The organism is Comamonas piscis, from assembly GCF_014109725.1.
Lineage (GTDB): Bacteria > Pseudomonadota > Gammaproteobacteria > Burkholderiales > Burkholderiaceae_C > Comamonas > Comamonas piscis.
The window spans coordinates 1,620,137-1,633,424 of sequence record NZ_CP058554.1; the positions used below are offsets into that span (position 1 = coordinate 1,620,137).

Below are 13,288 nucleotides of genomic sequence, written 5' to 3' on the forward strand. Positions count from 1 at the left end.
TCAATAATCTGCGCGCCAAAGCGCAGGTGTTCCCCCATGGCTGAATTTACCGCACCTCCGTCGATCGACCCTAACGCCGCCCATGCCTGGCAGCGGCGCGCGCCTGCGCACAGCCCCTGGCTGCACGAAGAGGTGGGCCGGCGCATGCAGGACCGACTGCAATGGATTGTGCAAAAGCCCGAGGCCTGGTGCAGCTGGGAGCCCGTGTACGGCGGGCTGGAGGCGCACCAGCAGGTGGCAGAGCGCTATCCGGCTGCCGACATCCATATCGTGGAAAGCCGCCCCGCCCATGCCGCGCTGCTGCGCAGCCAGCTGGACAAGCCCTGGTGGGCGCTGAGCCGCTGGCGCCAGGCCAAGCTGCACTGGGGCCTGCCTGCGCCCGGAAGTGTGCAGATGCTCTGGGCCAATATGGCCTTGCACCAGCATCCCAACCCGCAGCAGCTGTTGCAGACCTGGCACCAGAGCCTGGCGGTCAATGGTTTTGTGATGTTCTCCTGCTTTGGGCCCGACACCCTCAAAGAGCTGCGCGCGGCCTATGCGAGCCAGGGCTGGCCCGCTGCCAGCCATGAGTTCACCGACATGCACGACTGGGGCGACATGCTGGTGCAGGCCGGCTTTGCCGAGCCGGTGATGGACATGGAGCGCATTAGCCTGTCTTACTCGGGCGCCGCCCAGTTGCGCGCCGAGCTGCGCGAGCTGGGGCGCAATCTCCACCCAACCCGCTTTGGCGGCCTGCGCGGCCGCCAATGGCGCGACCAGCTCGATGCCTTGCTGACCGCCAAGCTGGCCGATGCGGAGCAAAAGGGCCGCTTGGTGGTCTCTTTCGAGATCATCTACGGCCATGCCTTCAAACCCACGCCCCGCATGAAAGTGCAGGGTGAGAGCAGCATCAGCGTGCAAGACATGCAGCAGATGCTGCGCCAGGGACGCATGGGCTAGCGCCGCCAACACAACCCTTGATACGTCGTTGCTCGGCCTTGTCGTACTTTTTGTACTGCCTGCGGCCTCGTGCCTCGTCTCAACCGCAAACCTCCAGTTTGCTGGGTCGTGTTAACGGCGTTTAGTGCCAGAGGGCCCCGGCTGCTGGCGCTGATATACAACGCATCCACAGGATTTTCTCCGCGGGCATTAACACATTCAGGCACTGTCTAGTATTGGACAGCCGCTGTTGTGAATCTCCTATGATCCCGGGATTGCATGGGTTGCAATCTTGCGCGGTTGCGGCCATGCTCGCTGTAATGACAAAGTGGCATGGGTGCAAGCGGAGATGCACCCGGCGGTGTCTGCACCACGCGGTTGGATGGTTTCCCCCAGCTATCCCAGCCTGCCCCTATAACGATGAGAAGATGAGAAGTAAGTGACAACTATGAAAAGTGATTCTCATAAGCTGGCTTCTTGGCTGCTGGTGGTCGCATCCGGCTTCGCAACTGCAGCGCATGCGGTGCAGAGCCTTCCGGGCGGCCCGGCGGTCGGGCAGATGAACCTGGCACCGCCCGTCACCCGCATTGCCCAGGAGCAGCACACCCTGCACTGGATGATGCTCTGGATCTGCACCATCATCTTTGTCGGCGTGTTCGCGGTGATGTTCTATTCCATCTGGAAGCACCGCAAATCCAAGGGCGCCGTCCCCGCCACCTTCCATGAATCGGTCACGGTCGAAGTCACCTGGACGGTGCTGCCCTTCATCATCGTGATCTTGATGGCCTTGCCCGCCACCAAGGTGCTGGTCGCGCAAAAAGACACCACCAATGCGGATTTGACGATCAAGGTCACTGGTTACCAGTGGAAATGGGGCTACGACTACCTGACCGGCGAAGGTGAGGGCCTGGGCTTTATCTCCACCCTGGACAGCGGCCAGCGTGCCATGTCCAACAGCGGCGATGTCTCCAACGCCCCTAACGATTATTTGCTGCGCGTCGATAAACCGCTGGTCGTGCCGGTGGATAAAAAGGTGCGCATTATCACCACTGCTGCAGATGTGATCCACTCGTTCATGGTGCCGGCCTTTGGTATCAAGCAGGATGCGATTCCCGGCTTTGTGCGCGACACCTGGTTCCGCGCCGAGAAGACCGGCGACTTTTACGGCCAGTGCGCCGAGCTCTGCGGCAAAGAGCATGCCTACATGCCCATCCATGTGAAGGTGCTGTCGGCCGCTGATTACACCGCATGGGTGGCAGAGCAAAAGAAGCTGCTCGCCGCCCAGGCCGATGACCCCAACAAGGTCTGGGAGCTGGCAGCGCTGGTGGCCCGGGGTGAAAAGGTCTATGCCGCCAACTGCGCCGCCTGCCACCAAGCAAACGGCAAGGGTGCCGGCCCCATCAAGGCGCTGGATGGCAGCCCTGTGGTGCTGGGCCCCACCGCCGACATGATGCACACGGTGCTGGAAGGCCGTGCCAATGGTGCCATGCCATCCTGGAAGCAACTGAGCGATACCGACCTGGCAGCGGTCGTCACCTTTACCAAGAACCACTGGGGCAACAAGACGGGCACGATGGTGCAGCCGGCGCAGTTTGTGGCGGCGCGCACCGGTAAATTCCCGGAAGGCGGTGGCACAGCGGCCCCAGCGGCCACACCGGCAGCCGCAGGCGCTGCTGAAGCGGCACCAACCGCTGCACCCGCTGCCACCGATGCCCCGGCAACTGCGCCAGCCGCTGCTGCGCCAGCCGCTGCTGCAGCACCAGCAGAAGCGCCAGTCTCCCAAATCCTGTTTGCCAGCGGCAAGAGCGAGCTCGACAGCCAGGCCCAGGACGCGGTGAGGAAAGCGGCAACGACCTTGGCTGGCCAGAGCGGCAAGGTGGCGTTGTCCGGTTATGTTGATGGCACCGGCAATGCCGATCAGAATGCGGTGTTGGCCAAGGAGCGCGCCCAGGCGGTGGCCAAGCTGCTGGTGGCGCAAGGCGTGGCAGAGGCGCGCATTGAAATGCGCAAACCCCAGGCCATTACCGCCGGCGAGGGCGCTGACAGCCAAGCGCGCCGTGTTGATATTCTTGCTGCCCCTTAAGCGCTGCAAGCCCCAGAAGAGCCATCGGAGTCAAGATTTATGAGCGCTGTTCTCCCCACAGACCCCAGCCATAGCGACCACGGCCACGCCGACCATACCCATGATGACCACCACCATGGCGCGCCCAGCGGCTGGCGGCGCTGGGTGTTTGCGACCAACCACAAAGACATTGGCACGCTCTACCTGCTGTTCTCGTTCACCATGCTGATGGTGGGCGGCGTGCTGGCGCTGCTGATCCGTGCCGAGCTGTTCCAGCCGGGGCTGCAACTGGTCAACCCCGAGCTGTTCAACCAGCTGACGACGATGCACGGGCTGATCATGGTGTTCGGCGCGATCATGCCGGCCTTTGTCGGCTTTGCGAACTGGATGCTGCCGCTGCAGATTGGCGCCAGCGACATGGCCTTTGCCCGCATGAACAACTTCAGCTTCTGGCTGATGATCCCGGCCGGCCTGATGCTGGTGGGCTCGTTCTTCATGCCGGGCGGCGCGCCCGCTGCGGGCTGGACCTTGTACGCGCCACTGACCCTGCAAATGGGTCCGTCGATGGACACCAGCATTTTTGCGATGCACATCATGGGCGCCTCGTCCATCATGGGCTCGATCAACATCATCGTCACCATTCTCAACATGCGCGCGCCCGGCATGACCTTGATGAAGATGCCGATGTTCGCATGGACCTGGCTGATCACCGCCTACCTGCTGATCGCCGTGATGCCGGTGCTGGCTGGTGCGATCACGATGACCCTGACCGACCGCCACTTTGGCACCAGCTTCTTCAACCCCGCTGGCGGCGGTGATCCGGTGATGTACCAGCATATCTTCTGGTTCTTTGGCCACCCGGAGGTCTACATCATGATCTTGCCGGCCTTTGGCATCATCAGCCAGATCGTGCCGGCCTTCAGCCGCAAGCGCCTGTTTGGCTATGCCTCGATGGTCTATGCGGTGGCGGCGATTGCGATCCTGTCCTTTATCGTCTGGGCGCACCATATGTTCACCACCGGCATGCCGGTGACGGGCCAGCTGTTCTTCATGTACGCAACCATGCTGATCTCGGTGCCGACCGCGGTGAAGATCTTCAACTGGGTGGCGACGATGTGGCGCGGATCGATGACCTTCGAGACGCCGATGCTGTTCTCTGTGGGCTTTATCTTTGTGTTCACGATGGGCGGCTTTACCGGCCTGATCCTGTCGATGGCGCCGATTGATATCCAGCTGCAGGACACCTATTACGTGGTGGCCCACTTCCACTATGTGCTGGTGGCCGGTTCGCTGTTCTCGATGTTTGCCGGCTACTACTACTGGGCTCCCAAGTGGACCGGCGTGATGTACTCCGAAGCACGCGGCCGTATCCATTTCTGGGGCTCGCTGATCTTCTTCAATATCACCTTCTTCCCGATGCACTTTCTGGGCCTGGCCGGCATGCCACGCCGCTATGCGGACTACCCGATGCAGTTCGCCGACTTCAACATGATTGCGTCGATCGGCGCCTTCGGTTTCGGCTTCATGCAGGTGTATTTCTTCGCCTTTGTGGTCTGGCCTGCGATGCGCCACCGTGGCGAGAAAGCGCCGCAAAAGCCCTGGGAAGGTGCCGAAGGCCTGGAGTGGGAAGTGCCATCCCCTGCGCCATTCCATACCTTTGAGACCCCCCCCAAGCTGGACGCTACCGCTACCAAGGTGATTGGATGATCACACCGGCGCAGCGCAAGGCCAACCGGCGACTGGCATGGATTCTCGCGTCGATCGCGGTGGCGTTCTTCATCGGATTCTTGGTAAAAATGACGGTGCTCTAGCAGCACAGGGAGTAGCAGGTGAGCAGACACGCAGAGAACGTGAAGATGGTGGGGAAACTGGCCGTAGTCGCCTTCGGCATGTTTGCCTTCGGCTATGCGCTGATCCCGCTGTACAAGCGCATCTGCGAGATCACTGGTATCAACATCCTGGCGCTGACCGAGCGCGATGTTCCAGGCAATGGCACGGCGGGCAAGAACGTCAAGCTCAACAGCCAGATCGACGAGAGCCGCACCATTACCGTGGAGTTTGACGCCAATGCCCGCGGGCCCTGGAGCTTCAAGCCGGCGGTGCGCTCGATGCAGGTACACCCCGGCGCGCTGAGCACGGTGATGTACGAGTTCCGCAACGAGCAGGACCACCGCATGTCGGCCCAGGCGATTCCCAGCTATGCGCCCAAGCAGGCGGCGCCGTATTTCAACAAGCTCGAATGCTTTTGCTTCAACCAGTACACCCTGGAGCCCGGTGAGCAGCGCGAATGGCCGGTGGCCTTTGTGATCGACCCCAAGCTGTCCAAGGATGTGACGACGATCACCTTGTCCTATACCTTTTTTGAGGTGGGTGGCCGCATCCCCGCAGCGCCCGCATCGACAGCGGTGTTGGCGCCTGCGGTCCAAGGCAGTGCGGCGCCAGCAGGGGCGTCCTGATGGCCAGCACGCCCGGCCCCCATCCGCCGCGCAAAGGCAATCTCTGGCGCACGGTCAAGGCGGTGGCCTGGTCCATGCTCGGTGTGCGCAAGGGCTCGGAATGGCAGGAGGATGGCGTGCAGGTCACGCCGTTGCAGGTGATCGCCGTGGGCTTGGTGGCGATTTTCCTGTTTGTCCTGGGGTTGATGGCCCTGGTGAAGTGGCTGGTTTGATGCCAGTATCGGCATAGTCCAAGAATGAATTAAACAACTATCAGGAGCAGCGATGAGTGCGACACCCCATGGCACCACACCGTACTACTATGTTCCCGCCGAGTCCCGCCACCCGGTGATGGCGGCCATTGGCCTGGGCTTTGTGATTGCCGGCGCTGGCAACTGGGTCAACGGTCACACCTGGGGCATGTACCTGCTCTTTGTCGGCATTGCCTGGTGGCTGTTTGTGCTCTACCAGTGGTTTGGTGATGCGATCCGCGAAAGCGAGCAGGGGCTGTACAGCCACCGCATCGATCTGTCCTACCGCTGGAGCATGAGCTGGTTCATCTTCTCGGAGGTGATGTTCTTCGGCGCCTTCTTCACCGCACTGTGGTGGGCCCGGTCCCATTCGCTGCCTACCTTGGGCAGCCTGGACAATGCCATTCTCTGGCCCGACTTCAAGGCCGTCTGGCCCAGCGTGGAAATGGGTGCCACCGGCTCGCCAGCGGGCATCGTTGATCCGTTCCAGACCGTCGGCCCCTTTTGGCTGCCCACCATCAACACCGCGCTGCTGCTGACCTCCGGCGTGACGTTGACCATTGCCCACCACGCCTTGCAGGCCGATATGCGCCGCAAGTGCATCCGCTTTATGTGGATGACCGTTGTGCTGGGCATTGTCTTTCTCTGCGTGCAAGGCTACGAGTACTACCACCTCTACACCGACCTGAACCTCAAGCTCAACTCGGGTGCCTATGGCTCCACGTTCTACATGCTGACGGGCTTCCACGGTCTGCATGTGTTTGTCGGAATGCTCATGCTGCTGGTCATTACCCTGCGGCTGCAAAAAGGCCATTTCACCGCCAAAAAGCATTTTGGCTTTGAGGGCGCCGCCTGGTACTGGCACTTTGTCGATGTGGTCTGGCTGGGCCTTTACGTCGCCGTGTACTGGATGTGAGAGAGGCTGCCTTGGCGCGCTGTGGGTGCGCCGGCCCAGGGCTAGGCCCTTGGAAGAGGGCGTTTAGGCGCCCAGCGGAATGCCATGGGGCTGCAGATAGCCCAGCTTCCAGGCCAGCAAGATGCCGGCAAACACCAACACCGATATCGCTATGCGCAAGGTCAGTGCCCAGGCCATGCGTTTGCCACCGGCTTCGGACTGGTTGCCGCGCAACATGAAAAGCCCGGCAGCGGCCAGGCAGGCGAGTATCACCACAAAGGCGAATGCGATGAGCAGGTGCATGGTGCTGTCCTCGGTAATTTTTATCAGCGGGGTATCGGGGCTGGCGGTGCGTACCGCCGCAGCCCGGTGCTTGCTGCCATTGTGCGGCAGCACCCACCAGGGCACCATCGGAGGCCACCCCAATGCCTTTTGCTTTTTGGTCGCAGATTCGGGTCGTGCTGGCTGCGAGTATCGGCGCACGGTATAACCAGTCCATGTCCGCTGTACCCGCCTCGCCCTCCGTCCTCGAACGCAATGAACGCCTGCGTTTTCTGCTGATCACCATAGCGGCAGAGGCCTCGATGCTGCTGACCGCCTCACTGGGATTTTGGCAGCTGCGCCGCGCCGATCAGAAGCTGGCCTACCAGGCCCAGCTCGATGCCCGTGCCGCCTTGCCGGCGCTGGACGGCGCCAGCCTGCTGCAACCCATGGACGAGGCCGAAAGGATCAGCCTGCAGCACCGGCAGGTGGTGCTGCGCGGCGAATGGCTGCCGCAGTACACCGTCTACCTGGACAACCGCCAGATGCAGGCGCGCCCCGGTTTTTATGTGCTGACACCGCTGCGCTTGGTGAGCATGGCCGGCGAATCAGCCCTGGGCCAGCCGCAGACCGTGCTGGTGCAGCGCGGCTGGGCACCGCGCAATTTTGAGGACCGGCTGGCCTTGCCTGAGGTACAAACGCCTGCGGGAACGGTGCAAATCCAGGGCCGCGTTGCGGGCCAGCCGGCGCGGCTTTTTGAGCTGCAGACGTCCGCCGGTAGCTCAGGGGTTTCCCGAATCCGGCAAAATCTCGACACCGATGGTTACGCGCAGGAGACAGGCCAGGCCTTGGCTGCGTTGACGGTAGTGCAGACCGGGCCGGCCAGTGAAGGCCTGTTGCGCGACTGGCCCGTAGTAGGCAGCGGCGTGGAAAAGCATTATGGTTATGCATTTCAATGGTTTGGTCTGTGTAGCCTGATTGCGATCCTCTATGTCTGGTTCCAAATTGTCCGACGTGTCCTTCGACGACGCCGCCACGCAGGCACCGCCGCCCGCTGATGAGGCGCTGCTCGGCCTGACTGTGCATGGCTTGCCGCCTGCCGAGCAGGCCGAGGCGGCGCTGGAGGTGGCTGAGCGTTCGCGCAGCGGCCGCCTCAAGATGCTGCTGGTGCTGCTGGTGTGTGCCGCGCCGGTCATCGCCTCCTACTTCACCTATTACGTGATCCGGCCTGAGGGGCGGCGCAATTTTGGCGAGCTGGTCAGCCAGCAGCCGACGATACCGGCCGCGCAGGTGCAAACCCTGGATGGCCAGCCGTTTGATCTGCAAAGCCTCAAAGGCCAGTGGTTGCTGCTGAGCGCCTCGGGCGCCGCCTGCGACGAGGTCTGCCAGAACAACCTCTACCTGCAGCGCCAGTTGCGCGAGAGCCTGGGCCGCGAGAAAGACCGGTTGGACTGGGTCTGGCTGGTGACCGATGACGGCGAGCCACCCCCGGCGCTGCGCGCTGCTATGGACCAGGCCACCGTGCTGCGGGTGCCCCAGGCGCTGGTGGCCAAGTGGCTGCAGCCGGCTGCTGGCCAGCAGCTGGGCGAACATTTGTATGTGGTGGACCCGCTGGGCCACTGGATGATGCGTTTCCCCGCGCAGCTCAGCCGCTCCGATGCGGCCAAGGCGCGCAAGGATCTGGAGCGCTTGCTGCGTGCGTCATCGAGTTGGGACCAGGAAGGGCGGTAGTGGATAGCTAGTATGACTTCGCAGGATTTGTATGATTTCGCGCCGCTGGCGCGCTTGTTGCTGACTGGCGCCATCATTGCGCTGGGGCCGATTGTCTGGATTTGGTGGCGCCACCGGGGCGCCACGCCGCTCAAGCGCCTTCAGGTGCTGGCGGTACTGACCTTGTTTCTGTCCTTTGACCTGGTGATGTTTGGCGCGTTCACGCGCTTGACCGATTCTGGCCTGGGCTGCCCGGATTGGCCCGGTTGCTACGGCAATGCCAGCCCGATTGGCGCGCATGCCGAGATCTCCGCCGCGCAAGAGGCCATGCCGACCGGCCCGGTGACCCATGGCAAGGCCTGGGTGGAGATGATCCACCGCTACCTGGCCACCGCCGTGGGCGGCCTGATCATTGTGCTGACCGCCAGCGCCTGGCTGCAGCGCAAACGCGGAGGCGCGCAGCCGATCAGCCCCTGGTGGCCCACGGTCACCCTGGTCTGGGTGCTGATCCAGGGGGCCTTTGGCGCGCTGACGGTGACGATGAAACTCTTCCCGGCGATCGTGACCCTGCACCTGCTGGGTGGCACGGTGCTGCTGATGCTATTAACCGTGCAGGCAACGCGCCACACGCAATTTGCCGATAATCTAGGGTTAGTCCCAGTGCCGCGCCTGTTGCGTGGCATGGTCATGGTCACCGCGCTGCTGGTGTTTGCGCAGGTGACCTTGGGTGGCTGGGTCAGTACCAACTATGCGGTGCTGGCCTGCACCAGCTTTCCGATGTGCAATGGCGCCTGGTGGCCGGCAATGAACTTTGACGGGTTCCAGATCTGGCGCCCGCTGGGTTTTCTGGCCGATGGCGCGCACATCAGCTATGAGGCGCTGGTGGCCATCCACTACATGCACCGGCTGTTTGCCTATTTGGTGATTGCCGCCTTGCTGTGGCTGGGATGGACCTTGCGCTCGGTGCCACTGCTCCGGCAGCAGCGCCGCTGGCTGATCGGCCTGACGGTGCTGCAGTTTGCCACCGGACTGTCGAATGTGGTGCTGGACTGGCCGATGCTGGCGGCCGTTTTGCACACCGGGGGCGCTGCCGCCATTATGGTGGTGCTGACCTGGATCTGGTGTACTGCGGGCCCCAAACCTGCCCGCAGTGCTGCGAGCTGAATACCCTGTATGGAACAAAGACTGAGTGCCCCGATGACCGAACTTGCCGCAACGCCAATGCCGAACCGCTTTGCACAGTTCTATGCATTGACCAAACCCAAGGTGGTGCAGCTGATTGTGTTTTGCGCGCTGATCGGCATGGTGCTGGCCGTTCCTGGCGTGCCGTCTGGCGCGGAGCTGCTGCGCATGCTGGTCGCTTGCGTGGGCATCTGGCTGGTGGCAGGCGCTGCCGCCGCCTTCAACTGCCTGGTGGAGCAAAGCATTGATGCGCGCATGAAGCGCACCGCCTGGCGCCCCACCGCGCGGGGCGAGCTGTCCAACCGCCAGACCCTGTTGTTCTCTGCCTCGCTGTGTATCGCCGGCTCGGCGATCCTGATCATCTGGATCAATGCCATCACCATGTGGCTGACCTTTGCCACCTTTGTCGGCTACGCCATCATCTACACGGTGATCCTCAAGCCGCTGACGCCGCAGAACATCGTGATTGGCGGCGCATCAGGCGCCATGCCGCCGGTGCTGGGCTGGGCCGCGATGACCGGTGATGTCTCGCCCCAGGCGCTGCTGCTGTTCCTGATCATCTTCCTGTGGACGCCCCCGCATTTTTGGGCGCTGGCGCTGTACCGGGTCGAAGACTACCGCAAGTCCGGCCTGCCGATGCTGCCGGTCACCCATGGGAACTATTACACCCGCGTGCAGGTCTTGCTCTACACCGTGGTCTTGTTTGCCGCCGGCCTGCTGCCCTTCATCATCCAGATGAGCTCCTGGATCTACCTGGTGGCTGCCGTGGTGCTGGGTGCCGGGTTCTTTGGCTATGCCTTTGCGCTGTGGCGCAATTACTCCGACGCGCTGGCACGCAAGACTTTCCGTTTTTCACTGGTCTACCTCAGCCTGCTGTTTGCGGCCTTGTTGGTAGACCACTATGTGACCTGGTAACTCTGCAATGAACAAGCGCAATGCTCTTCGCTGGCTGGCCGGCTCGGCCGTAGTGGCCTCGACCGGCGGTTTTCTGACCGCCTGCAAATCCAAGGCCGATTTCAACGCCATTGATCTGACGGGCAGCAAAGAGTATGGGCAGGATTTCTCCATGCCCGACCAGCATGGCCAGCGCCGCAGCATGGCGGATTTCAAAGGCAAGGTCGTGCTGGTGTTCTTTGGTTTCACCCAGTGCCCCGATGTCTGCCCCACCACCTTGGGCGACCTGGCCGCCGTCAAGCAAAAGCTCGGCGCCAAGGGCGACAAGCTGCAGGTGATCTTTGCCTCGGTCGATCCCTCGCGGGACACGCCCGAGATTCTGCAGGCCTACCTGGCCAACTTTGACCCGAGCTTTCTGGCGCTGCGCGGCAGCGATGAGGAAACGGCCAAGATGGCCAAGGACTTCAAGGTCTATTACAAGCGGGTGGACGGCCAGACCCCTGGCAGCTACACGATGGACCACACTGCGGGCGACTACATCTTTGACCCGGAAGGCCGCCTGCGCCTGTACAGTCGCTATGGCACGCCCGTCGATACCCTCGCCAAAGATATCGAGCAGCTGATCGACGGCGCTTAAACGCTCACATCGACCAGATGCGCGGGCGCTGCGCCGGCAGCCCCATCAGGCTGCTGCGCCAGTGGCCCCATACCGTCTTCCATAACTGCATCGCCGGCTCCACCACCGGGGCCAGGCCGCGCAGCACCAGCATATGCGCATTCGGGGCGGTCACCCCTGCCATGACCTCCGCCGGTGCCGCTTCCAGCAACAGCTGCGTGCTCTCCAACAACGCCTCGCGCTGCGTGCGCGGTATGGGCGAGCCGCAGGCATAGACCAGACTCGCCATGCAGCGCTGCCCCGCCAGGCCCAACTGACCGTTGAGCAGCAAGTGGTCATCGGCGCGGATGCGACCTCTTTCTAAAAAATGCCCTGGCCATGCAATGTGCTGCGAAAACACCCCTTCTACAAAAGGCTGGCCCGCCAGCGGCAAGCCGAGCGCGGTGATATCCCAGGTCAGCAACTGCGCATCGGGCGCCAGTTCCATCTGCAGCTCGTTCGCGGCATCGCAGGCGTTGTAGGCAATGGCTTCCAGCGGCAGCCATTCCAGCCGGGCACCGGCCTGCAACTGCAGCCGGGTGCGCTGCAAGGCCGGTTGGCCATTGGTCTTGTAAAAGCGTGTCGCCCCTGGCGTGGTCACCAGTGCTTGGGCGCCTGCACCTACCTCGACCGAGATATCCAGCACATCGCCGCCCACCAACCCGCCCGGTGGATGTACCAGCACGTTGTGGCAAATGCCCGGGCCTTCGGGGTAGAGGCTTTTTAAAATGCGCAAAGGGCCATCGTGGCTGAACTGCACCGAGGTCTTGCCCGCCTGCAGGCCATAGCGCAGGTCGAGTTGGGCATGCCAGCTCATGGCCGTCGCGCACGGTGGCTATGGCATGGGCGGCAAGGCCCTGGGGCGGGGATTGGGTGCAATTGGGGGGCGAGAGGCATGCCAGGGCTCTGCAAGCCACGTGCCAGGTTCTGCACCGCTATGGGCTGCCGTGTGTGCCTATTTGGTGCGCAGCGGCTGCCGGTGCTGCGTTGTGGTGCCGATGGCAGTGCGCTGGCACAGAAAGCGTGCAGGGTGCGATGCCCTGCCGTGATTGGCATGTGCCTTGCTTTGCTCTCGGCATGGAACTGACACCTCGCGAAAAAGACAAGCTGCTGATCTTTACCGCCGCCTTGCTGGCCGAGCGGCGCCTGGCCCGGGGGCTCAAGCTGAACTACCCCGAGGCGGTGGCGCTGATCAGCGCCTTTGTGATGGAAGGTGCGCGCGATGGCCGTACCGTCGCCCAGCTGATGAGCGCCGGCCGCTCGGTGCTGACCCGTGCCGATGTGATGGAGGGCATCCCCGAGATGATTGCCGATATCCAGATCGAGGCCACCTTTCCCGATGGCACCAAGCTCGTCACCGTGCATGAGCCGATTGCCTGATTCCCCTCCTTTCCCTGCGCAAGCAAGCACCATGAAACTCCATAAATTCTCTGCCGCTCTGGCCACCGCCGCTGCCGCCATGCCTTTGTCAGCCCTCGCCCATGTGGGCGCCGATGGTGGTGACCACCACAGCTTTTTGAGCAGCTTTGGCCATGCCTTTGCCCACCCCTTTACCGGCGCCGACCATATGGCCGCGATGCTGGCGGTAGGCGCCTGGAGCGCGCTGACCGTGACGCCGGCCTGGCGCGCACCGGCCGCCTTTGTGGCCTTGCTGGTGGCCGGCGCACTGGCCGGATTTTCCGGGCTATGGGTACCAGGTGTGGAGCCGATGATTGCCGCATCGGTGCTGGTGCTGGGCTTGCTGGTAGCCGTGCAAAAGCAGATGCCCTGGGTACTGGCCGCTGCGCTGGCGGGGGTGTTTGCGTTCTTCCACGGGGCGGCACACGGCTTTGAGCTGGCGGGCGACACTGCGTTGGCATCGGTGGGCGCGCTGGCAGGCATGGCGCTGGGCTCAGCCTTGCTGCATGTGGGCGGCTTGGTGCTGGGCAAGGCCCTGATGCAGCGCCACCGCTGGCTGGCCAAGGTAGCGGGCGGGGCCACCGCGGTCTTGGGCGCCGTCATGCTGACGCGTTTGGCCTGACGAGG

General features: G+C 62.9%; 16 protein-coding genes. 14 read left to right on the plus strand and 2 right to left on the minus strand.

Features of this window, described 5'->3' with window-relative positions; genetic code table 11:
• Positions 1-36 precede the first annotated feature (36 nt).
• The 7 genes from HS961_RS07210 to HS961_RS07235 all read left to right on the plus strand — a co-directional run bounded on the left by HS961_RS07210 (position 37) and on the right by HS961_RS07235 (position 6,582).
• Complete coding sequence (locus tag HS961_RS07210) at positions 37-939, plus strand: biotin synthase (RefSeq protein WP_182327060.1); 903 nt, start codon at positions 37-39, stop codon at positions 937-939.
• A gap of 427 nt (positions 940-1,366) precedes the next feature.
• Complete coding sequence (gene coxB / locus HS961_RS07215) at positions 1,367-3,001, plus strand: cytochrome c oxidase subunit II (RefSeq protein WP_182327061.1); 1,635 nt, start codon at positions 1,367-1,369, stop codon at positions 2,999-3,001.
• Between the two features lie 39 nt (positions 3,002-3,040).
• Complete coding sequence (ctaD, locus tag HS961_RS07220) at positions 3,041-4,687, plus strand: cytochrome c oxidase subunit I (RefSeq protein ID WP_182327062.1); 1,647 nt, start codon at positions 3,041-3,043, stop codon at positions 4,685-4,687.
• On the plus strand, positions 4,684-4,791 hold the full coding sequence (locus tag HS961_RS23605; protein WP_230775372.1) for a cytochrome oxidase small assembly protein: 108 nt from the start codon (positions 4,684-4,686) through the stop codon (positions 4,789-4,791). The genes ctaD and HS961_RS23605 overlap by 4 nt, the downstream gene beginning before the upstream one ends.
• Before the next feature lie 18 nt (positions 4,792-4,809).
• Positions 4,810-5,436 (plus strand): cytochrome c oxidase assembly protein, encoded by a 627-nt coding sequence (locus HS961_RS07225; protein WP_182327063.1) that lies wholly within the window; start codon positions 4,810-4,812, stop codon positions 5,434-5,436.
• Positions 5,436-5,648: a DUF2970 domain-containing protein gene (locus HS961_RS07230; RefSeq protein ID WP_182327064.1), complete on the plus strand. Its 213-nt coding sequence runs from the start codon at positions 5,436-5,438 to the stop codon at positions 5,646-5,648. The genes HS961_RS07225 and HS961_RS07230 overlap by 1 nt, the downstream gene beginning before the upstream one ends.
• Before the next feature lie 52 nt (positions 5,649-5,700).
• A complete protein-coding gene (locus tag HS961_RS07235; RefSeq protein WP_182327065.1) occupies positions 5,701-6,582 on the plus strand; it encodes a cytochrome c oxidase subunit 3 in 882 nt (293 codons plus the stop codon).
• A gap of 63 nt (positions 6,583-6,645) precedes the next feature.
• On the opposite strand, the gene HS961_RS07240 is transcribed toward HS961_RS07235, so the two are convergent.
• Positions 6,646-6,972 (minus strand): DUF2909 domain-containing protein, encoded by a 327-nt coding sequence (locus tag HS961_RS07240; RefSeq protein ID WP_238347824.1) that lies wholly within the window; start codon positions 6,970-6,972, stop codon positions 6,646-6,648.
• 86 nt (positions 6,973-7,058) lie between these two features.
• Between HS961_RS07240 and HS961_RS07245 the strand changes: the two genes are divergently transcribed.
• From HS961_RS07245 to HS961_RS07265, 5 genes are read left to right on the plus strand one after another with little or no spacing between them, the layout of a single operon-like run.
• Positions 7,059-7,880, plus strand: coding sequence for an SURF1 family protein (locus HS961_RS07245; protein WP_182327066.1), 822 nt, complete (start codon positions 7,059-7,061; stop codon positions 7,878-7,880).
• Positions 7,813-8,553, plus strand: a complete 741-nt coding sequence (locus HS961_RS07250) for an SCO family protein (protein ID WP_182327067.1) — start codon at positions 7,813-7,815, stop codon at positions 8,551-8,553. Before HS961_RS07245 ends, HS961_RS07250 begins: the two co-directional genes overlap by 68 nt.
• Positions 8,554-8,565: 12 nt before the next feature.
• The gene (locus tag HS961_RS07255) at positions 8,566-9,696 is read left to right on the plus strand and encodes a COX15/CtaA family protein (protein WP_182327068.1); all 1,131 of its coding nucleotides are present in this window, start codon (positions 8,566-8,568) and stop codon (positions 9,694-9,696) included.
• Between the two features lie 33 nt (positions 9,697-9,729).
• Positions 9,730-10,629, plus strand: coding sequence for a heme o synthase (gene cyoE / locus HS961_RS07260; protein ID WP_412101634.1), 900 nt, complete (start codon positions 9,730-9,732; stop codon positions 10,627-10,629).
• Positions 10,630-10,636: 7 nt separating this feature from the next.
• Positions 10,637-11,245: an SCO family protein gene (locus HS961_RS07265; protein WP_182327070.1), complete on the plus strand. Its 609-nt coding sequence runs from the start codon at positions 10,637-10,639 to the stop codon at positions 11,243-11,245.
• A gap of 4 nt (positions 11,246-11,249) precedes the next feature.
• Here the strand turns inward: HS961_RS07265 and HS961_RS07270 are convergent, their stop codons facing one another.
• Complete coding sequence (locus tag HS961_RS07270) at positions 11,250-12,080, minus strand: urease accessory protein UreD (protein WP_182327071.1); 831 nt, start codon at positions 12,078-12,080, stop codon at positions 11,250-11,252.
• A 260-nt stretch (positions 12,081-12,340) separates the two neighbouring features.
• Between HS961_RS07270 and HS961_RS07275 the strand changes: the two genes are divergently transcribed.
• Positions 12,341-12,643, plus strand: coding sequence for an urease subunit gamma (locus HS961_RS07275; protein WP_182327072.1), 303 nt, complete (start codon positions 12,341-12,343; stop codon positions 12,641-12,643).
• A 31-nt stretch (positions 12,644-12,674) separates the two neighbouring features.
• Positions 12,675-13,283, plus strand: a complete 609-nt coding sequence (locus HS961_RS07280) for a HupE/UreJ family protein (RefSeq protein ID WP_182327073.1) — start codon at positions 12,675-12,677, stop codon at positions 13,281-13,283.
• Positions 13,284-13,288 lie beyond the last annotated feature (5 nt).